Genomic DNA, 20,752 nt, shown 5'->3' with positions numbered 1-20,752 from the left:
CTTTGAGCTAATTTTAGCTCACAAAAGAGGCAGGAAGGTTAAATTCTTGTCGTTTCGCGGTCAAGTCTTGGGAGGATCAGATCTTAGGCGCGCTCGCTCGCTGCCCCGGTAACGGATAAGGATCACGCGATACTTTAAAACAAGGCTTATAGCCTTGTTTTTTTTTGCTTTTCACTCTGGATCATCTTCAACGGACAGCCATTTGCGGCAGCGCGACACCATTGTGAAACGAGCGATACTCGCTAGTTCTTTGCTTCATTTCAATGACAGGCGTGTGACGGCTGGAAGGCCATTCAGAGGCAGCCAATACTTAGCACCCCTCCCCAATCTTGGTGCCAGCCTTTACTTGTCGAAGTCCGGAACGATCTTCGGGATGGAGTCGATACTGAGCCCGAAGTAATGCGAGGCGATATACCAGGCGCCGTATAAGATCGCCGATACCAACGTCGTGAAGAATATGACTCGCCAGGCTCGGAATTTCGTCGGCGCGCTTTCGACAGTGCCCAGCAGCACATGATCGTCCTCGGCCTGTGTGCGCAAGCCGAAAGGAAGGACCGCAAACAGCGTAATCCACCAGATGACGAAATAAACCGCGAAGCTCGCGACGATCTGTTGAGCCATTTCACTCCCCTAGAACGTTCCGTCTTCGAGTAGACTGGAAACGCCTTAGCTCTGCATTCTTGCAATTGCGGGCACAACTCCGTCTCGCATGATCGGCGCAGTTGCGCCGAGAGACGAGCAAGTCTGCCCTTTCCTCTTCCAAATCGCTTATAGGTGCAAAGCTGCACACTTTCAAAGCGCCATGCAGCGCTTTAGTGTCACACTTGTTCCAGCTCGATCAGCGTGCCGAAAAAGTCCTTCGGGTGCAGAAAGAGCACCGGCTTGCCGTGCGCGCCAATCTTCGGTTCGCCGTTTCCAAGGACGCGAGCGCCCGCAGCAGCGAGATGATCGCGAGCCGCGATGATATCCGCAACCTCATAGCAAATATGATGCATCCCGCCGTCCGGATTTTTGGCGAGGAAAGCTGCGATCGGTGACGTCTCACCCAGCGGCTCGAGGAGCTCGACCTTGCCGTTCGGCAGTTCGACGAAAACCACGGTTACGCCATGCTCAGGAAGCGCCTGAGGCTCCGACAATTCAGCGCCCAACATCTCGCGATAGATGCTCGAGGCCTTTGCTATATCCGGAACGGCGAGCGCGACATGATTGATGCGTCCAAGCATGGATCCCTCCTCCCCAAGCAGACCAGCGACGTCAGCCGCCGGTGCGGGTGATGAACACCGTGACCATAGGCTTTTTGCCCCAGCCCTGATTCGCGGCTGCACGCACGGCACGGCGGGCGGCTTCCTGCAGCATGTCGAGATCCTTGCGACGGGCGCGCGGCACACTTTCGATCGCGCTGACGACGGCGTCGAACAGCGTATCTTCCATCTCGTCGCCTTCGTCATCGTAGGCCGGCAGGCCGATCGGCACGACATCGGGATCGCCGACGATATCGTAGCGAGCATCCAGAACGACGTTGACGGCGACATGGCCGACATAGGAAAGCTTCCGGCGCTCGCCGATGCCCATTTCGTCGAAATCGCCGATCAGTATGCCGTCCTTGAAGATACGTCCATGCGGCGCTTCGCCAATGACCTCGACGGAGCCCGGTGCAAGCCGCAGTATGTCGCCGTTGCGCACGCGCGGAACGGTCGCGATGCCGCTTTGCTCGGCCAGTTCCTTATGCGCGGTGAGGTGGGTTGCTTCCCCATGAACTGGCACGACGACCTTCGGCCTCGTCCACTCATACATTTTCTGCAGTTCGTTTCGGCGGGGGTGTCCGGACACATGCACGAGCGCTTCGGCGTCCGTGACGATATGGATACCCTGTTCGATCAAGCCGTTCTTGATATCCTGGATCGCCTTCTCGTTGCCGGGAATGGCGCGCGACGAGAATACGACGATATCGCCCGGTGCCAGCGCGACATGGCGCATCTCATCCCGTGCGAGTTTGGCAAGGGCCGCACGCGGCTCGCCCTGGCTACCCGTCAGGATCACCACGACCTTATCGCGCGGAATATAGCCATACTCATCCTCGGCAATGAACGGCTTGACGCCTTCCATGAGGCCGACATCGCGGGCGACATCGACCACACGCTTCAGAGAACTGCCAAGCAACAGCACTTCGCGACCGGCCGCTTCGGCAGCCTCGGCGATCGTGCGGATACGGCCAACATTCGAGGAGAATGTCGTGATGGCGACCCGACCCTCCGCATCCTCGATGATCTTGCGCAGGCTGGCGGAGACGTCCTTTTCGGACGGCGAGACGCCGTCGCGCAGCGCATTGGTGGAATCGCACATCAGCGCCAGAACGCCTTCGTCGCCGAGCTGCCGGAAGCGGGTCTCGTCCGTCAGCGGCCCGAGCGACGGCTCATGATCGATCTTCCAATCGCCGGTGTGAATCACATTGCCGACGGGCGTGCGGATCATCAGCGACATGGGTTCTGGAATGGAGTGGTTGACGGCCACGCCTTCGATCTCGAATGGGCCGACATTGATGCGATCGCCGGCTTTGAACGGCGTAATCGGGATTTCACCCATGGTCTTTTCGTAATCGCGCTTGGCCTCTAGGAGACCAGCGGTAAAGCCCGAGGCATAGACGGGAACGTTGAGCCCCGGCCAGAGATCATTCAAGGCACCATAGTGATCCTCATGGGCGTGGGTGATGATGATACCCTTGAGGCTCTTCCGCTCCTTGGCCAGAAAACGAATATCCGGCAAAACGAGATCGACGCCCGGCAGGTCCGGCCCCGGAAACGTGACGCCGCAATCGACCATGATCCACTGGCGATGCTCCGGCGCGCCATAGCCGTACAGCGCAAGATTCATTCCGATCTCGCCGACGCCGCCGAGTGGCAGAAACACCAGTTCGTCTTGCTTCGCCATTTCGTCCCCAACCATTATCCTAGAAAAACATCGCCCGCCGCGATCGGCATGATCCCGCCGCCATCGGTTTCGAGCATCAACAAGCCATTATCATCGATTCCGACGAAATGGCCGAAAATCGACTTGTCAGGCAAATTCACGGTGATCTTTTCGCCGATGCCGCAGGCAACATCGCGCCAGCGGGCCGTAACCTCACGCACACCCTTGCCTCGATCCCAGACAGCAAGGGATTCCACCATTGCCGCGTAGAGATGCGCAAAGAGCTCTTCGGCCGAAACCATCGATCCTTGCTCGCGCAGGCACGTCACGGGATACATTGCCGTATCCGGCTTGGTCGAGACATTGATACCGATGCCGATGACCAAGGCGTAGCGGCCGTTCGCCAGCGCTTCACCTTCGATGAGAATACCGCAGGTCTTCTTGCGCCCGATCAGAATATCGTTCGGCCATTTGATCTCCGCCGGCTCGGCTGCCAAAGGCAGTACGCTGCGCACTGCCTGATGTACGGCGACAGCCACGGCCAAAGGCAGGGAGCCGAGGCGCTCCATGGGCGCAGGATCGATCAGAAGCAATGATGCGTAGAGATTGCCAGGCTCCGAGAGCCAAGGACGACCGCGGCGACCGCGTCCCCCAGTCTGGCGCTCGGCGGTGACCCAGAGGTTTCCCGCATCGCCAGCGCGCGCCCTTTCGAGGCAGACGCTATTTGTAGAAGAAGTCTCTAGAAGAGCATCATGCCGGAAGTCGGCGAGCGACTTCCGGCTATTCAAATCAAACACCATCAAAACAGCGTCGCGGCTGCCAGATCGGCAGCACCGCCGATTGCACTGCCGAAGACTACGTATGCGATGACGAAGAGACCGGACAGACCGAAGACCAGTCGCAGCGAACCGGCCGTGCGGGCAAACTCGTCCGTGGCTTCATCAAACCACATCACCTTGATGACGCGCAGATAGTAGAAAGCACCGACGACGGAAGACAGCACGCCGATGATGGCGAGCGCATAGAGATGCGCCTGGATGGCTGCGAGGAAGACGAAGTACTTCCCGAAGAAGCCCGCGAGCGGCGGAATGCCGGCCAGCGAGAACATCAGCGCCGTCAGAACAACCGCCATGAACGGGTTCGTCGTGGAAAGGCCCGCAAGATCGTCGATGTTTTCGACCTGACGTCCATCCTTGCGGCGCATTGCCATGATGATGGCAAACGAGCCGAGCGTCATGACCATGTAGATGACCATGTACAGCATGACGCCGGAGACACCTGCCTTCGTGCCGGCGGCAAGGCCGACCAGCGCGTAGCCCATGTGACCGATCGAGGAATAGGCCATCAGTCGCTTGAAGTTGCGCTGGCCGATCGCCGCAAAGGAACCGAGCAGCATCGAAGCGATCGAGATGAACACGATGATCTGCTGCCAGTCAGCGAGCACCGGGTGAAATGCCGTCACCACGATGCGGGTCAGGATCGCCATGGCGGCAACCTTCGGCGCAGCGGCGAAGAAGGCGGTGACCGGTGTCGGCGCGCCTTCGTAAACGTCCGGCGTCCACATGTGGAACGGCACGGCCGAGATCTTGAAGGCCAGACCGGCAAGCACGAAGACCAGACCGAAGACGAGGCCGAGCGAGCGGGTGCCCGAGCTGAGCGCCGTTGCGATCGCGTCGAAGCTGGTGTGACCGGTGAAACCGTAAACCAGCGACATGCCGTAAAGCAGCATGCCCGACGACAGCGCGCCGAGAACGAAATACTTCAGGCCGGCTTCGGTCGACTTCAGGCTGTCGCGGTTGATTGCGGCGACGACGTAGAGCGCCAGCGACTGCAGTTCCAGCGACAGGTAGAGCGAGATCAGATCATGCGCCGAGATCATCAGCAGGATGCCGAGGGTCGCGAGCACAAGCAGGACCGGAAACTCGAAGCGATCGAGCTGCTGCTCACGCGCCTGCCCCATGCTGAGGAACATGGCGACGATCGAGCCGACCAGCGCGACAACCTTCATGAAGCGAGAGAAGCCGTCTGCGAGATAGGCGCCGCCATAGGCAAGGCCCTCGCCCGGAACGAAGATGATCCAGAGACCGGCCACCGCAAGAAGCGCGATGGCAAGGCCGGTGACGGTCGGTCCCGACCGTTCGCCCGAGAACACACCGATCATGAGCAAAGCAAGTGCACCGACCGCGAGGATGAGCTCCGGTATGGAAAGATGCAGGCTTGCGAGAATTGTGTCAGCAGTCATGTCGAATAGGTCCCGTCATCAATTCATCGACAGCGCAACATTCTGCGCAGCGTGCAGGGCAGCGGTATAATTGTTTACCAGCAGATCCACCGAAGCGGCAGTGGCATCGAAGATCGGAGCCGGATAGACGCCGAAGAGGATCGTGAGCGCGATCAGCGGATAAAGGATCAGCTGTTCACGCGGGGACAGATCCAGAAGCTTCTTCAGGTTTTCCTTGTCCAGCACGCCGAAAATGACGCGGCGGTAGAGCCAGAGCGCATAAGCGGCCGACAGGATAACGCCGGTGGCGGCAAAGAGCGCAACCCAGGTGTTCGCGCGGAACACGCCGATCAGGGTCAGGAATTCACCGATGAAGCCGGATGTGCCGGGCAGACCGACATTGGCCATGGTGAAGACCATCATGGCAACGGCGTATTTCGGCATGTTGTTGACCAGGCCACCATAGGCCGCGATTTCGCGGGTATGGGTGCGGTCGTAGATCACGCCGACACAGAGGAAGAGCGCGCCGGAGACGATACCGTGCGAGAGCATCTGGAAGATTGCGCCCTGAACACCCTGCTGGTTCGCCGCGAAAATACCCATCGTTACGTAACCCATGTGGGCGACCGAGGAATAAGCGATCAGCTTCTTGATGTCTTCCTGCATCAGCGCCACCAGCGAGGTGTAGATGATGGCGATGACGGACATCGCGAAGACGAGCGGCGCAAAATACTCTGAAGCGTTCGGGAACATGCCGAGCGAGAAGCGGATGAGACCATAGCCGCCGAGCTTCAGGAGAACGCCCGCCAGGATGACCGAGCCGGCCGTCGGCGCCTGAACGTGCGCGTCGGGAAGCCAGGTATGAACCGGCCACATCGGCATTTTCACCGCGAAGGAGGCGAAGAACGCCAACCATAGCCAAGTCTGCATCTGCGGCGGGAACTTGTATTGCAGCAGCGCCTGAATGTCCGTCGTGCCGGCCTGCCAGTACATCGCCATGATGGCGAGCAGCATCAGCACCGAGCCGAGCAGCGTGTAAAGAAAGAACTTGTAGCTGGCGTAAACGCGATCCTTGCCGCCCCATACGCCGATGATCAGGAACATCGGGATCAGGCCGGCTTCGAAGAAGACGTAGAACAGCACGATGTCCAGCGAGACGAACACGCCGATCATCATCGTCTCAAGGACGAGGAAGGCGATCATGTAGTCCTTCAGACGCTTTTCGACCGAGAGCCAGCTTGCAGCGACGCAGAACGGCATCAGGAAGGTCGACAGGATGACGAACAGCATGGAGATGCCGTCGACGCCCATATGATAGCTGATACCGGTCGTCAGCCACTCATGCTTCTCGATCAGCTGGAAACCCGGATTGGCATTGTCGAACCAGATCCAGATCAACAGCGAGACAAGGAAGGTGAAAATCGTCGTCGCCAGCGAAATGTTCAGGATGTTGCGGCGACCGTTGGGGCCATCGTCCCGGGTGAACAGCAGGAGAAGGACGCCCACCAGCGGCAGGAACGTGACCGTTGAAAGAATAGGCCAATCGGTCATCAGAGGGAACTCCCGAGCATCATCCAGGTAACGAGGGCCGCAATGCCGAGCAGCATCGCGAAGGCATAGTGATAAAGGTAGCCGGTCTGCAGGCGCACGACGCGGTTGGTAACATCGACCACGCGTGCGGCAATGCCGTTCGGGCCGATGGTATCGATGACTCCGACATCGCCCTTCTTCCAGAGGAAGCGGCCAAGAGCCTTGGCGGAGCGAACGAAGAGGAAGTCATACAGTTCGTCGAAGTACCATTTGTTCAAAAGGAACTCGTAGAGCGGGCGCTGCTGCTGAGCGAGCCTGCGCGGCGTTTCCGGCGACTTGATGTACATGTACCATGCAACCACAAAGCCGACGATCATCGCGATGAACGGGCTAAGCTCGACCCAATGCGGGGCATGCTCCATCTCTTCGAGGATCTTGTTGTCAGGCAGCGTGAACAGCGCGTGCTTCCAGAATTCTTCGTAGTCGTGACCGACGAAGTAGTCATGGAAATACCAACCGGCGAAGACTGCGCCGATCGCCAGCAGATAGAGCGGGATCAGCATGACATTCGGCGATTCGTGCACATGGTGCATGACCTCATGCGAGGCGCGCGGTTTTCCGAAGAAGGTCATGAAAATCAGGCGCCACGAATAGAAGCTCGTGAACAGCGCGGCAATGACCAGCAGCGTGAAGGCAAAGCCAGCAGCCGGATTGTGCGACGTATAAGCAGCCGAGATGATCGCATCCTTGGAGAAGAAGCCAGCGAAGCCGAACGGTGTGAACGGAATGCCGACGCCGGTGATCGCAAGCGTGCCGATCATCATCATCCAGTAGGTCTTCTTGATGTGCGTACGAAGACCACCCATATGCCGCATGTCCTGCTCGCCGTCGACGGCGTGAATGACCGAGCCGGCGCAGAGGAACAGGAGCGCCTTGAAGAAGGCGTGCGTGAACAGGTGGAAGATGGCAGCACCGTAAGCGCCGACGCCTAGGGCGACGAACATGTAGCCCAGCTGCGAACAGGTCGAGTAAGCGATGACGCGCTTGATGTCGTTCTGTACGAGGCCGACGGTTGCAGCGAAGAAGGCAGTGATCGCGCCGATGATAGTGACGAAAGTCAGCGCATCCGGCGAGAGTTCGAAGATCGGCGACATGCGGGCGACGAGGAAGACGCCGGCGGTGACCATGGTCGCGGCATGAATGAGCGCCGAAACCGGGGTCGGGCCTTCCATCGCGTCCGGAAGCCAGGTGTGCAGCAGGAACTGCGCCGACTTACCCATAGCGCCCATGAACAGCAGTAGGCAGACGGCCGTAAGAGCGTGGCCACGATCGAGGTGCATGCCGAGGAAGTTCAACACGACATCGGTCGGCTGACCGCCCTGCCCTGCGGCAAAGCTCTGCGCATTGCCGAAGATGACGTCGAAGTTGATCGAGCCAAACAGAACGAAGACGCCTGCGATGCCGAGCACGAAGCCGAAGTCGCCGACGCGGTTGACGATGAAGGCCTTCATCGCAGCGGCCGAAGCGGACGGCTTCTTGAACCAGAAGCCGATGAGCAGGTAGGAGGCCAGACCGACGCCTTCCCAGCCGAAGAACATCTGGGCGAGGTTGTCGGAAGTCACCAGCATCAGCATGGCGAAGGTGAAGAGCGAAAGATAGGCGAAGAAGCGCGGACGATGCGGATCATGATGCATGTATCCGACCGAGTAGACGTGAACCAGGGTCGAGACCGAGTTCACCACGATCAGCATGATCGATGTCAGCGTGTCGACGCGCAGCGACCAGGATACGTCGATGCCGCCGGACTGGATCCAGCGCAGGACTTCAACCTTGATCGGGCCGTCCGTATGGCCGAGCGCCACAGTGAAGAAGACGATCCATGACAGCACGGCTGCGATGATCATCAGGCCGCTGGTGACGTATTCCGAAGCCTTGGCGCCGATCGCGCGGCCGAAAAGGCCGGCTATGATCGCGCCGATCAAAGGAAGAAAGACGATAGCCTTATATAAAAACATAGCTGTATCAGCCCTTCATCACGTTGACGTCTTCAACCGCGATGGAGCCGCGGTTACGGTAGAAGACGACGAGAATTGCAAGACCGATAGCAGCCTCGGCGGCGGCGACGGTCAAAATGAATAGAGCGAAAACCTGGCCGACGATGTCGTTGAGGAACGACGAGAAGGCGACCATGTTGATGTTGACCGCGAGCAATATGAGTTCGACGGACATCAGGATGATGATGACGTTCTTACGGTTCAGAAAGATACCGAAGACGCCGAGCACGAAGAGGATGGCGCTAACCGTGAGGTAGTGGGAAAGTCCGATGACCATGTTCTTGTTCCTTTGATCCTCGTGCCTCGCCTCAGACGCCCTGCCCCGGCTTGACCTTGACCACCTCGACGGCGGTCGCGGGCGTGCGGGCGACCTGTTGGGAAATATTCTGGCGCTTGATATGCGTGCGATGCTTGAGCGTCAGCACGATCGCGCCGATCATCGCGACCAGCAGAACGAGGCCGGCGATCTCGAAGAAGTATACGTAGTTGGTGTAGAGCACGTCGCCGAGCGCGGCAGTGTTGGTGCGCTGCGTCGAGGCCGGGATCGGCATGGCGACCGTCTTTGCAATCTCGGGCGAAATCACGCTGCCGCCGATAACGACGATCAGCTCGGCCGCCAGAATGACACCGATCAGTGCGCCGATCGGAGCGTATTCCAGAATGCCGGCCCTGAGCTCGGAAAAGTCGACGTCGAGCATCATGACGACGAAGAGGAAGAGGACCGCCACGGCGCCGACATAAACGACCAGCAGGATCATCGCCAGGAATTCAGCCCCCATCAACAGGAAGAGGCCGGCCGCGTTAAAGAAAACCAGGATGAGGAACAGGACCGAATGGACCGGATTCCGCGCCGAGATGACCATGAACGCCGACGCCACAGCGACAAAGGCGAAGATGTAGAAAAAAAGAGCCTGCAGACCCATGTTGGTGCCTTTTTCGTCTTCCCCCGGGCAGCCGGGAGTGTCCCCTGCCCGATGGAGCTCGGCCGGATTGTCATCCGGCAAAGCCCCGGTCTAGATTCAACCGCGACGGCGATCATCGACCGCCAGTCACGGCATACTCAAAACTCCGCTCAGCGGTACGGCGAATCCATCGCAATGTTCTGCGCGATTTCACGTTCCCAGCGGTCGCCATTGTCCAAAAGCCGCGCCTTGTCGAAGTAGAGCTCTTCGCGGGTTTCGGTGGCGAATTCGAAGTTCGGCCCTTCGACGATCGCGTCGACCGGGCAGGCTTCCTGGCAGAAGCCGCAATAGATGCACTTCACCATGTCGATATCGTAACGCACCGTGCGGCGAGTGCCGTCGTTGCGGCGCGGGCCGGCTTCGATGGTGATGGCCTGGGCAGGACAGATGGCTTCGCAAAGCTTGCAGGCGATGCAGCGCTCTTCGCCGTTGGGATAACGGCGCAGTGCGTGTTCACCACGGAAGCGCGGGCTGACCGGCCCCTTTTCGAAGGGATAATTGATCGTTGCCTTCTGCTTGAAGAAGTAACGCATCGACAAAAAGAATGCGCCGACAAATTCCTTGAGGAACAGCGAGCTGACGGCGTTGGACAATCCGGCCATCTTCAACCTCCAAATCTGCTTGAAGCGAGGATCGACATCATCATGCCCATCCCGTCAGCTTCAGCACGAATGCAACAATAACGACCATGGCGAGCGACAGCGGCAGGAAAACCTTCCAGCCAAGGCGCATGAGCTGGTCATAGCGGTAGCGCGGCACGAAAGCCTTCACCATCGCGAACATGAAGAAAACAAAGCACGACTTCAGCAGGAACCAGATGATGCCCGGAACCCAGTTCAGGATCCAGATATCGACCGGAGGCAGCCAGCCGCCGAGGAAAAGGATCGTCGTCAGCGAGCACATCAGAACGACGGCAGCGTATTCGCCAAGCATGAACATCATGTATGGCGAAGAACCGTATTCGACCATGAAGCCGGCAACCAGCTCCGATTCCGCTTCCGGAAGATCGAAGGGCGGACGGTTCGTCTCAGCCAGCGCCGAGATGAAGAACACGATGAACATCGGGAACAGCGACAGCCAGTGCCAGTCGAGGAACGACGCCGGCAGGCCAAGCTTGGTGCCGAGGCCCGTCTGCTGCGAGAGCACGATATCCGTCAGGTTCAGCGAACCGACGCAGAGCAGAACGGTGACGATGACGAGGCCGATCGAGACTTCGTAAGACACCATCTGCGCGGCGGAGCGGAGCGCGCCGAGGAACGGATACTTCGAGTTCGAAGCCCAGCCACCCATGATGATGCCGTAAACTTCAAGCGACGAGATCGCCAGGATGTAAAGGATACCGACGTTGATGTCGGCAACGACCCAGTTCTGCGCCACCGGCACGACGGCCCAGGTGGAGAGAGCCAGCACCACGGAAACCAGCGGTGCGAGCAGGAACACGGTCTTGTTGGCGCCGGCCGGGATGATCGGCTCCTTGAACATGAACTTCAAGAGGTCGGCGAAAGACTGGAACAGGCCGAAGGGGCCAACGACGTTCGGGCCGCGACGCAGCTGAACCGCCGCCCAGATCTTGCGGTCGGCAAGAAGAATATAGGCGATGAACACCAGCAGGCAGACCAGGAGCAGCAAAGACTGGCCGATCATGATCAGCGCCGGCCAGAGATAGGTCGAAACGAATGAATCCATAGTCCTCTGCCCTTACTCTGCCGCAGCCTGGAAATTGTTGCGGGCCAATGCCGAGCACTCAGCCATGACAGCCGAGGCGCGCGCTATCGGGTTCGTCAAATAGAAGTCTTTGATCGGCGAAGCAAATGCCGATTTGCCCATCGCACCGGCTTTTTTCGCAAGTGCGGCAATTTGGGCGCTATCGGCTTCGGCGATCTCGTCGATGCCGGCGAAATGCGGGAAGGCTGCATAGAGCTTCGCGCGCAATTCTCTCAGCGAATCAAAGGGAAGCTTCTTTCCGAGCACGTCGGAAAGAGCGCGGATGACCGCCCAGTCCTCGCGAGCGTCGCCCGGTGCGAAACCGGCACGGTTGCTCATCTGCACGCGGCCTTCAGTATTGACCCAGGTGCCCGACTTTTCGGTGTAAGCAGCCGCCGGCAGGATGACGTCGGCGCTCTGAGCGCCGTTGTCGCCATGCGAGCCGATATAGACCGTGAACTTCGCACCCTTGCGGCTGAAATCGAGTTCGTCGGCACCGAGCAGGAACAGCACGTCCATCGCCGACAGCATGTCAGCCGCATTGACGCCCTTAGCGCCCGGCACGAAGCCGAGATCGAGGCCGCCGACGCGCGACGCTGCCGTGTGCAGCACCGCAAAGCCATTCCAGCCGTCCTTGACGACGCCAACAGCAGCAGCAAGTTTTGCTGCATTTGCGAGCACCTGAGCACCGTCTTCACGGATCAGAGCGCCCTGCCCGATGATGATCATCGGCTTTTCTGCGTTCTTCAGAATGTCGGCGAACTTGTGCGAACCGCTGACGAGATCGGCGAGCGTATCCGGGCCAGCACCGAGATAATCGTAGGAATAGCGGAGATCAGAATGTTCACCGATGACACCGATCGGGAACTTGCCGCGGCGCCAGCGCTTGCGGATGCGCGAGTTCATCACGGCAGCTTCGAAGCGGGGATTGGCGCCGACAATCAACAGGGCATCGGCGGCTTCGATGCCTTCGATGCTCGGGTTGAAGATATAGCTTGCGCGGCCGAGCGACGGATCAAGAGCCGTCCCGTCCTGGCGACAGTCGAGGTTTTCCGATCCCAGCGATTTCAGCAGCTCGGAGAGAGCATACATTTCTTCGACGGAAGCGAGATCGCCGGCAATGGCGCCGATCTTGGCGCCGCTCGAGGCAGCGACAGCCGACTTGATGGCGGCGAAAGCATCGCCCCAGGTTGACGGCTGCAGACGGCCATCCTTGCGGACATAGGGCTTGTCGAGACGCTGGGTCTTCAGACCATCCCAGATGAAGCGGGTCTTGTCGGAGATCCACTCTTCATTGATCTGCTCGTTGACACGGGGCAGCACGCGCATCACTTCGCGGCCACGGGTATCGACGCGGATAGCCGAACCGAGCGCGTCCATGACGTCGATCGATTCCGTCTTGTTCAGTTCCCAAGGGCGAGCCGTGAAAGCGAACGGCTTCGAGGTCAGAGCGCCGACCGGGCAAAGGTCAACGACGTTGCCCTGCAGCTCGGAGGTCATCGCCTGCTCGAGATAGGTGGTGATTTCGGCGTCTTCGCCGCGACCGATCAGGCCGAGTTCGGAGATACCGGCAACTTCCGTCGTGAAGCGGACGCAGCGCGTGCAGTGAATGCAGCGGTTCATCACGGTCTTGACGAGCGGGCCGATATACTTGTCTTCGACGGCGCGCTTGTCTTCCTGATAGCGCGAACTGTCGATGCCGAAGGCCATGGCCTGGTCCTGCAGGTCGCATTCGCCGCCCTGGTCGCAGATCGGGCAATCCAGCGGGTGGTTGATCAGCAGGAATTCCATCACGCCTTCGCGGGCCTTCTTGACCATCGGCGTGTTGGTGAAAACTTCCGGGAGCTCGCCGTTCGGACCGCCGCGGATATCGCGAACGCCCATGGCGCAGGAAGCCTGAGGCTTCGGCGGGCCGCCCTTTACCTCAACAAGGCACATGCGGCAATTGCCGGCCACCGACAGTCGTTCATGGAAGCAGAAGCGCGGGACTTCGGCGCCGGCTTCCTCGCACGCCTGAATAAGCGTGTAGTGATCCGGAACTTCGATCTCTTTACCGTCAATCTTCAGTTTAGCCATCGTCCACTCAGTCCTATGTCACGTCTCCAGCCGAACGTGGCCGCAGACAATTTCATGATCGCAGACCGGATTGCCATCGGGCGACTTGAGGCCGCGTGGCACCGGTTGCTCACAATAAACTTTGCCAAGCCTTGTCCCCACAAGACCCGCAGACCGATCGAAATCCGACGGGGCACACCCGCTTCATTTCAACCGCTTTGATTCACACTCCCCTACCGTCAGATACGGCCGGGGAAAACCTTCAACTCCGGCCTTTCGGCAGAAGCGCCTTCGCCTGGCCGACCCAGTCATCGCGCCGAATACGACCGTCGAAACCAAGCTCGGCATCGATCCGATCGATATCCGCATCGCTCCAGGCGGCGATATCGGCGAAACGCTGAAAGCCGCGCTCGTTCAACACCTGCTCCAGCTTCGGCCCGACACCCGAAATTCGCTTCAGGTCATCGGACTTTGCAACGGCCTTGCGGCTCCGCGCCTGAGCTGGTTTCACAGCGACTGCCGTAACGGCTTCCACCTTGGCCTTGCTCTTCGCAGGCGCCGCCACAACCTCGGCAACCGGCTTCGCAGCTGCCTTCTTGCCAACGACTGGCAAGGCCTTCGACTTCACGATCGCAGGCTTTGGTGCGACCGGCTTGGCAACGGGCGATACCCTCACAGGCTTCGTATCCCCTGCCCCATTCGTCGCAGCAGCCGCCTTTTCGACGACAGCGATATCGTTGCGTCCATCGTGCTCGGCGGCATATTTGTTTGCCGCCTCGACAGCGCCCTGAACCGCACCGAAGAACACACCGGCAATCTGCGACGTAATACCAAAACCGATGGCCGCCGCTGCGGCAAACGCCGCAGCCGGATGGGCCATCAGCGGATGGATCGGCATGACGGGCCCATGCCGAAGCATATCGGCAGCGACGCGGCCGAGCTCGGCCGATGCACTATCGGCTGCTCCGCTGTCCTGCATGATATTCCTCGGCTTCGCCATCATGATCCTTACTCGGCCGCTTCCAGAACTGCGCCGTGGCTCGTCGCATTGGCGGTGTACTGGTCGATACGCTTCTCGATTTCCGGACGGAAATTGCGGATCAGGCCCTGCACCGGCCATGCGGCTGCGTCACCGAGCGCACAGATGGTATGGCCTTCGATCTGCTTCGTCACCTGGAACAGCATGTCGATCTCGCGCTTCTGGGCGTTACCACGAGCCATACGCTCAAGAACGCGCCACATCCAGCCCGTGCCTTCGCGGCAAGGCGTGCACTGGCCACAGCTCTCGTGCTTGAAGAAGGCCGAGATACGGGCGATCGCCTTGATGATGTCGGTGGACTTGTCCATGACAATCGCAGCGGCCGTGCCGAAGGACGACTTGACTTCACGCAGACCGTCGAAATCCATCGGGCAGTCGATGATGTCAGCAGCCGGAACGACCGGGCACGACGCACCGCCTGGAATGACGGCAAGCAGGTTGTCCCAACCGCCGCGAATACCACCGCCGTGCTTTTCGACCAGCTCGCGGAAGGTAATGCCCATCGTCTCTTCGACCGTGCAAGGACGGTTGACGTGACCGGAGAGCATGAACAGCTTCGTGCCGACATTGTTCGGACGGCCGAAAGACGAGAACCAGCCGGCGCCGCGACGCAGGATGGTCGGAGCAACGGCGATCGACTCGACGTTGTTTACAGTCGTCGGGCAGCCGTAAAGCCCCATGTTGGCCGGGAACGGAGGCTTCAGACGCGGCTGGCCCTTCTTGCCTTCAAGGCTTTCGAGCAGTGCGGTTTCTTCGCCGCAGATGTAAGCGCCGGCGCCGTGATGAACGAAAACCTCAAAATCCCAGCCGAGCTTGTTGTTTTTACCCAACAAACCAGCATCGTAGCATTCATCGATCGCGGCCTGCAGCGCTTCTCGTTCACGCATGTATTCGCCGCGGACGTAGATGTAGGCGGCGTTTGCGCCCATGGCAAAACCGGCGATGACGCAGCCTTCGATCAGCGTATGCGGATCGTGGCGCATGATGTCGCGGTCCTTGCAGGTGCCCGGCTCGGACTCGTCGGCGTTAACGACGAGGTAGTGCGGACGACCGTCGCTTTCCTTCGGCATGAAGGACCACTTCAGGCCGGTCGGAAAGCCTGCGCCGCCACGGCCGCGAAGGCCGGAAGCCTTCATTTCATTGATGATCCAATCACGGCCCTTTTCGAGGATTTGCTTCGTGCCATCCCAATGGCCGCGCGACATCGCGCCCTTGAGGGACTTATCCTTGAGGCCGTAGATATTGGTAAAGATGCGATCCTGATCCTGTAACATGCTTCACCTCTTACCGCGGCTTCTTGCCGAAGACCTTGATATATTCCGCTTCGCCACCCTTAGCGAGTGCCTCAGCCTGCTTGACCCATTCGTCGCGCTCGATCCGGCCCTTGAAATTCAGATAACCGTCGACCCAATGGCGCTCGGCCTCGTGCCAGCTCGCGATCTGCGCGAAGGTAAAGATACCAAGCTCATGCAACGTGCCTTCGATCTTCGGACCGACGCCTGAAATGAGCTGAAGATTATCCGGCTGCGCGGGTCTTTCGATACCGGCGGGACGATCCTTGTCGTCAAGCGACGGCTTACCGGCTGCGGGCTCCGCGGCGGTTTCGACAATCTTGGCGTTCTTGGCCGATTCCTTCGGTGCCGTTGCCGGCGTCTTCAGGCTCTGGTTGGTCTCGGCATCCGTGCTCTTGACGCGAGCGGCTTCCGACGGCGGGATCGATACGGCTTCCGCCGCAGCCTTGGCCGTCTTGTCAGCAACGCTCTTTGCCTTCGCCTCATCCGACAGGAGAGACGTCAAGCCACCTTCCGGAGCCGAAAAGACTCGATCGATCTGCGGACCGGTCGCGATTTCGTGTCCCTTGCCTGCGGCGAACGCATCGATGATCTCTTCGAGACGTGTCGGGGTCAGATCCTCATAGGTATCCTTGCCGATCACCACCATCGGTGCGTTGACGCAGGCGCCCTGACATTCGACTTCTTCCCAGGACAGGGTGCCGTCTTCATTGCGGTCGAAAGCATGCGCATTGATCTTGCTCTTGCAGACCTTGATCAGCCCTTCGGCGCCGCGCAGCATGCAGGGCGTCGTGCCGCAGACCTGAACGTGAGCGCGCGTGCCAACCGGATGAAGTTGGAACTGCGTGTAGAAGGTCGCGACTTCAAGGGCGCGAATATAGGCCATATCAAGCATGTCAGCGATCGTCTCGATCGCCGGCCTGGTGACCCAGCCATCCTGCTCCTGCGCACGCATCAGTAGCGGAATGATCGCGGACTGTTGGCGCCCTTCCGGGTATTTCTTGATCGTCTTTTCCGCCCAGACCGCATTTTCATCGCTGAAAGCGAATGCGGCAGGCTGGAATTGATCTTCGGCTAGTCGACGAACGGACATCTTTCACGCCTTATCTCAGTTTAAGGACCCACACCGCGTATTCGTCAGGGACGAGAATTCGCAGGCATAGGCCGACTGGTCTTTCTGCATAAATACTACAAACTTAGCGCCGTTGGGCACCGCGGTCTTGATCTGGTAGCCACGGGACAGGAGCTCGGCGATGGTCGAATCTCCCGCCGCCGCAGCCTCGTTTCCGCCTTTCGCAGGATTGGAGCCGATGCCCTTCGAATCCTGCATATTGATGCTCGGCAGGTTTTGTGTCTTCACGGCCTGCTGCGCCGAAGCGCTGCCAGCGAGAAGCAACACAGGAATGACAACCTGCCAGGCTCGCATCAACGGTCCACCTCACCAAACACGATATCGAGCGAACCCAGCACGGCAGCGACGTCGGCCAACTGATGGCCGCGGCACATGAAGTCCATGGCCTGCAGATGCGCATAGCCCGGCGCACGGATCTTGCAGCGATACGGCTTGTTGGAACCGTCCGAGACGAGATACACGCCAAACTCGCCTTTCGGCGCTTCAACAGCTGCGTAAACTTCGCCGGCCGGCACGTGATAGCCTTCGGTATAAAGCTTGAAGTGGTGGATCAGCGCTTCCATCGAGCGCTTCATCTCGCCGCGCTTCGGCGGAACGACCTTACCGTCCAGTGACGAAACAGGCCCCGTCTTGGCATCGCCGAGCAGACGGTTGACACACTGCTTCATGATCCGGACGGACTCGCGCATTTCGATCATGCGAATGAGGTAACGGTCGTAGCAATCGCCGTTCTTGCCGATCGGAATATCGAATTCGAGATCGGAGTAGCATTCATAAGGCTGCGACTTGCGCAGATCCCATGCAGCGCCGGAGCCACGGACCATGACGCCCGAGAAACCCCAGGCCCAACAGTCTTCCAGCGACACCACGCCGATATCGACGTTACGCTGCTTGAAGATGCGGTTGCCGGTGAGAAGATCGTCGATATCGTCAAGCGCCTTCAGGAAAGGATCGCACCAGTCACCGATATCCTGAACCAGCTTTTCGGGAAGATCCTGGTGAACGCCGCCTGGACGAACGTAAGCGGCGTGCATGCGCGAGCCGGAGGCGCGCTCGTAGAACACCATCAGCTTTTCGCGCTCTTCGAAGCCCCAGAGCGGCGGTGTCAGCGCGCCGACGTCCATGGCCTGCGTCGTGACGTTCAGCAGATGCGACAGGATGCGGCCAATTTCCGAATAGAGAACGCGGATCAGCTGGCCGCGGATCGGGATATCGATGCCGAGCAGCTTTTCGACGGACAGGGCATAAGCATGCTCCTGGTTCATCGGCGCCACGTAGTCTAGGCGATCGAAATAAGGAACGGCCTGAAGATATGTCTTCGTTTCGATCAGCTTTTCAGTGCCGCGATGCAGCAGGCCGATATGCGGATCGACGCGTTCCACAATTTCGCCGTCCAATTCGAGGACAAGACGCAAAACGCCGTGCGCAGCCGGATGCTGCGGGCCGAAATTGATGTTGAAGTTGCGAACGTTATGTTCTGTCATGGCGGCGATGCTCGCGTTTTCAGAATGTCAGAGAATGGCAGGCAGAAGCCCGCCACACGTCATCGATCAGGCTTTCGCCTTCTCGTCACCCGGCAGCACGTAATCGGTGCCTTCCCACGGCGACAAGAAGTCGAAGTTACGGAATTCCTGCTTCAATTCCACCGGCTCGTAGATGACGCGCTTGGCGGCATCGTCGTAGCGGACTTCGACGAAACCGGTCGTCGGAAAATCCTTGCGCAGCGGATGGCCTTCGAAACCATAGTCCGTCAGCAGACGACGCAGATCCGGATGGCCGGTGAAGAGAATACCGTACATGTCCCAGGCTTCGCGCTCGAACCAATCGGCACCCGGATAGACGGCACAGGCCGACGGAACCGGCTCGTCTTCGCCCGTCGGCACCTTGACGCGGATGCGCACGTTCTTTTTCGGCGAAAGCAGATGATAGACGACGTCGAAACGCTGCGGACGCTGTGGCCAGTCGACACCGCAAATATCCGTCATGTTGACGAAACCACACTTGGCGTCGTCGCGCAGGAAGGTCAGCAGGGCGATAACGTTTTCGGCCGTCGTCGTCACGTTCAACTCGCCGTGCTTGATCTCCGTCGAGGAGATCAGGGCGCTACGAACTTCCGTGAGGTAAGAGGCGAGTTCGTTCAGGGCTTCACTCATGATACCTTGTCCCCTGCCTTACCGTTCGATCGTGCCGGTGCGCCGGATCTTCTTCTGCAGCAGAAGCACGCCGTAAAGCAGCGCCTCTGCCGTGGGAGGACAGCCCGGTATATAAATGTCGATCGGCACGACGCGGTCGCATCCGCGCACGACGGAATAGGAATAGTGGTAATAGCCGCCGCCGTTGGCGCAGGAGCCCATCGAGATGACGTAACGCGGCTCAGGCATCTGGTCATAGACCTTGCGCAGAGCGGGGGCCATCTTGTTGGTCAGCGTGCCGGCGACGATCATGACGTCCGACTGGCGCGGCGAGGCACGCGGCGCGAAGCCAAAACGCTCGACGTCATAACGCGGCATGGAAACCTGCATCATCTCGACGGCGCAGCAAGCGAGGCCGAAGGTCATCCACATCAGGGAGCCGGTACGGGCCCAGTTGATCAGCTCATCGGTCGAGGTGACCAGAAAACCCTTGTCGGCGAGCTCGTTATTGATCTCACCGAAGAACGGATCGTTGCTGCCGACCGGCCGGCCGGTCGCGGGATCGATGATCCCCTTCGGCTGCGGCGCCACGAGCGGCGTGTTGCTTGGGGCTACTCCCATTCCAGGGCTCCCTTCTTCCATTCATAAATAAAGCCGATGGTCAGCACCGCGAGGAACACCATCATCGACCAGAACCCGAACCAGCCGATCGCACCAAAGGATACGGCCCAAGGGAAAAGGAAGGCGACTTCCAGGTCGAAGATGATGAAGAGAATCGATACCAGGTAGAAGCGGATATCGAACTTCATGCGGGCGTCATCGAATGCGTTGAAACCGCATTCATAGGCCGACAGCTTTTCCGAGTCAGGCGCCTTGAAGGCGACGGCAAACGGCGTGATCAACAACGCCAGGCCGATCACCACGGCAATACCAATGAAAATCGCTATCGGAATATAGGAACTGAGCAGTCCAGTCATCATGTCCATCCCTGCTTGCGATCAGCGCCGGGCGGCGCATCTGAGCAAATGCCCAGCAAGCGAAAGAGCGTTGCAACAAAGCCGTGGTTAGCGCAGCCGGAGCGCTCGCGCAAGCCTTTTGAATCTGTCCTTTGGGGTACTATCGAGCGGTAGATATCAATATGTTGCGACGGCATCGCGACAAATCGGCGCAAACGCGAAATGTCCATTTCGCAATCGCAATAAATTGATGTTTGATTGTAATGGCTTGGAAAGAATGGCGCGAGTGACGGGGCTCGAACCCGCGACCTCCGGCGTGACAGGCCGGCACTCTAACCGACTGAGCTACACCCGCGCATTGTTTGGCCATCCAGCCTGGCGCAGAACCGGAAATTCCCTGAAAATGGCGCGAGTGACGGGGCTCGAACCCGCGACCTCCGGCGTGACAGGCCGGCACTCTAACCGACTGAGCTACACCCGCACTTCATTTCAAGTATTCCGGTTGCTTTCGCACCCATCAAAGCGGCCCTCGCCGTTCGATGAGCGGCTAACTACGGGGTTCGTGTTTGGGTGTCAAGCAGGTTTGAATACAAATCGATGACAGAGTGTGAATTGTTTTGGAGAAGTCAGGCCGCAGTTTTCTGCCCTAGCGATTTGACATGGCAGCTTCCCGCATGGCGCATTGCATTCAGACGGGATTTGCACAGCCCTTCGCATCCCCTCGCCTCAACGTGGATCCAGGCGGCACATGCAAGTGGATGTGCAAAA

At 59.2% G+C, this 20,752-nt stretch carries 20 protein-coding genes and 2 tRNA genes; all 22 read right to left on the bottom strand.

All coding sequences use genetic code 11. The features are described from left to right. Positions 1-342: 342 nt before the first annotated feature. The gene (locus HGP17_RS02595) at positions 343-621 is read right to left on the bottom strand and encodes a DUF1467 family protein (protein ID WP_168805674.1); all 279 of its coding nucleotides are present in this window, start codon (positions 619-621) and stop codon (positions 343-345) included. Positions 622-818: 197 nt separating this feature from the next. Next, positions 819-1,223 (bottom strand): methylmalonyl-CoA epimerase, encoded by a 405-nt coding sequence (gene mce / locus HGP17_RS02590; protein WP_168805672.1) that lies wholly within the window; start codon positions 1,221-1,223, stop codon positions 819-821. Positions 1,224-1,254: 31 nt separating this feature from the next. Next, complete coding sequence (locus HGP17_RS02585; protein WP_168805670.1) at positions 1,255-2,928, bottom strand: ribonuclease J; 1,674 nt, start codon at positions 2,926-2,928, stop codon at positions 1,255-1,257. Between the two features lie 14 nt (positions 2,929-2,942). Next, entirely contained in the window at positions 2,943-3,707 is a 765-nt protein-coding gene (locus tag HGP17_RS02580; protein WP_168805668.1) for a biotin--[acetyl-CoA-carboxylase] ligase, read from the bottom strand. Next, positions 3,707-5,149 carry an NADH-quinone oxidoreductase subunit NuoN gene (gene nuoN / locus HGP17_RS02575; protein WP_168805666.1) on the bottom strand — a complete coding sequence of 481 codons (1,443 nt, stop codon included), beginning with the start codon at positions 5,147-5,149 and terminating at the stop codon, positions 3,707-3,709. Before nuoN ends, HGP17_RS02580 begins: the two co-directional genes overlap by 1 nt. Before the next feature lie 18 nt (positions 5,150-5,167). After that, positions 5,168-6,679 (bottom strand): NADH-quinone oxidoreductase subunit M, encoded by a 1,512-nt coding sequence (locus tag HGP17_RS02570; RefSeq protein WP_168805664.1) that lies wholly within the window; start codon positions 6,677-6,679, stop codon positions 5,168-5,170. Continuing rightward, a complete protein-coding gene (nuoL, locus tag HGP17_RS02565) occupies positions 6,679-8,673 on the bottom strand; it encodes an NADH-quinone oxidoreductase subunit L (RefSeq protein WP_168805662.1) in 1,995 nt (664 codons plus the stop codon). Before nuoL ends, HGP17_RS02570 begins: the two co-directional genes overlap by 1 nt. 7 nt (positions 8,674-8,680) lie before the next feature. Further along, complete coding sequence (gene nuoK, locus HGP17_RS02560) at positions 8,681-8,989, bottom strand: NADH-quinone oxidoreductase subunit NuoK (RefSeq protein ID WP_007689961.1); 309 nt, start codon at positions 8,987-8,989, stop codon at positions 8,681-8,683. Positions 8,990-9,020: 31 nt separating this feature from the next. After that, a complete protein-coding gene (locus tag HGP17_RS02555) occupies positions 9,021-9,635 on the bottom strand; it encodes an NADH-quinone oxidoreductase subunit J (RefSeq protein WP_168805660.1) in 615 nt (204 codons plus the stop codon). Positions 9,636-9,784: 149 nt separating this feature from the next. After that, positions 9,785-10,276, bottom strand: coding sequence for an NADH-quinone oxidoreductase subunit NuoI (gene nuoI / locus HGP17_RS02550; protein WP_168805658.1), 492 nt, complete (start codon positions 10,274-10,276; stop codon positions 9,785-9,787). Between the two features lie 40 nt (positions 10,277-10,316). Continuing rightward, on the bottom strand, positions 10,317-11,360 hold the full coding sequence (nuoH, locus tag HGP17_RS02545) for an NADH-quinone oxidoreductase subunit NuoH (RefSeq protein ID WP_015339512.1): 1,044 nt from the start codon (positions 11,358-11,360) through the stop codon (positions 10,317-10,319). A 12-nt stretch (positions 11,361-11,372) separates the two neighbouring features. Further along, on the bottom strand, positions 11,373-13,454 hold the full coding sequence (nuoG, locus tag HGP17_RS02540; RefSeq protein WP_168805656.1) for an NADH-quinone oxidoreductase subunit NuoG: 2,082 nt from the start codon (positions 13,452-13,454) through the stop codon (positions 11,373-11,375). A 241-nt stretch (positions 13,455-13,695) separates the two neighbouring features. Beyond that, positions 13,696-14,412: a 5' DNA nuclease gene (locus tag HGP17_RS02535; protein WP_246703948.1), complete on the bottom strand. Its 717-nt coding sequence runs from the start codon at positions 14,410-14,412 to the stop codon at positions 13,696-13,698. Between the two features lie 29 nt (positions 14,413-14,441). Beyond that, a complete protein-coding gene (nuoF, locus tag HGP17_RS02530) occupies positions 14,442-15,746 on the bottom strand; it encodes an NADH-quinone oxidoreductase subunit NuoF (protein ID WP_168805654.1) in 1,305 nt (434 codons plus the stop codon). A 10-nt stretch (positions 15,747-15,756) separates the two neighbouring features. Next, positions 15,757-16,857 carry an NADH-quinone oxidoreductase subunit E gene (locus HGP17_RS02525; RefSeq protein ID WP_168805652.1) on the bottom strand — a complete coding sequence of 367 codons (1,101 nt, stop codon included), beginning with the start codon at positions 16,855-16,857 and terminating at the stop codon, positions 15,757-15,759. 15 nt (positions 16,858-16,872) lie between these two features. Next, a complete protein-coding gene (locus HGP17_RS02520) occupies positions 16,873-17,190 on the bottom strand; it encodes a hypothetical protein (protein WP_168805650.1) in 318 nt (105 codons plus the stop codon). Further along, entirely contained in the window at positions 17,190-18,380 is a 1,191-nt protein-coding gene (locus HGP17_RS02515; RefSeq protein WP_168805648.1) for an NADH-quinone oxidoreductase subunit D, read from the bottom strand. Before HGP17_RS02515 ends, HGP17_RS02520 begins: the two co-directional genes overlap by 1 nt. Before the next feature lie 66 nt (positions 18,381-18,446). Then, positions 18,447-19,049 (bottom strand): NADH-quinone oxidoreductase subunit C, encoded by a 603-nt coding sequence (locus tag HGP17_RS02510; RefSeq protein WP_168805646.1) that lies wholly within the window; start codon positions 19,047-19,049, stop codon positions 18,447-18,449. Positions 19,050-19,067: 18 nt separating this feature from the next. After that, positions 19,068-19,649, bottom strand: a complete 582-nt coding sequence (locus HGP17_RS02505; protein ID WP_168805644.1) for an NADH-quinone oxidoreductase subunit B — start codon at positions 19,647-19,649, stop codon at positions 19,068-19,070. Continuing rightward, the gene (locus HGP17_RS02500; protein ID WP_028754004.1) at positions 19,640-20,005 is read right to left on the bottom strand and encodes an NADH-quinone oxidoreductase subunit A; all 366 of its coding nucleotides are present in this window, start codon (positions 20,003-20,005) and stop codon (positions 19,640-19,642) included. The genes HGP17_RS02505 and HGP17_RS02500 overlap by 10 nt, the downstream gene beginning before the upstream one ends. A 257-nt stretch (positions 20,006-20,262) precedes the next feature. Further along, positions 20,263-20,339, bottom strand: a tRNA-Asp gene (locus tag HGP17_RS02495). Between the two features lie 49 nt (positions 20,340-20,388). Next, positions 20,389-20,465: transfer RNA gene (locus HGP17_RS02490), tRNA-Asp, on the bottom strand. Positions 20,466-20,752: the final 287 nt, after the last annotated feature.

The sequence above is a fragment of the Rhizobium sp. P38BS-XIX genome (genome assembly GCF_012641435.1).
GTDB lineage: Bacteria > Pseudomonadota > Alphaproteobacteria > Rhizobiales > Rhizobiaceae > Rhizobium.
Note: the sequence above shows the minus strand (reverse complement) of the source record. Positions and strands in the feature narration are given on the sequence as shown.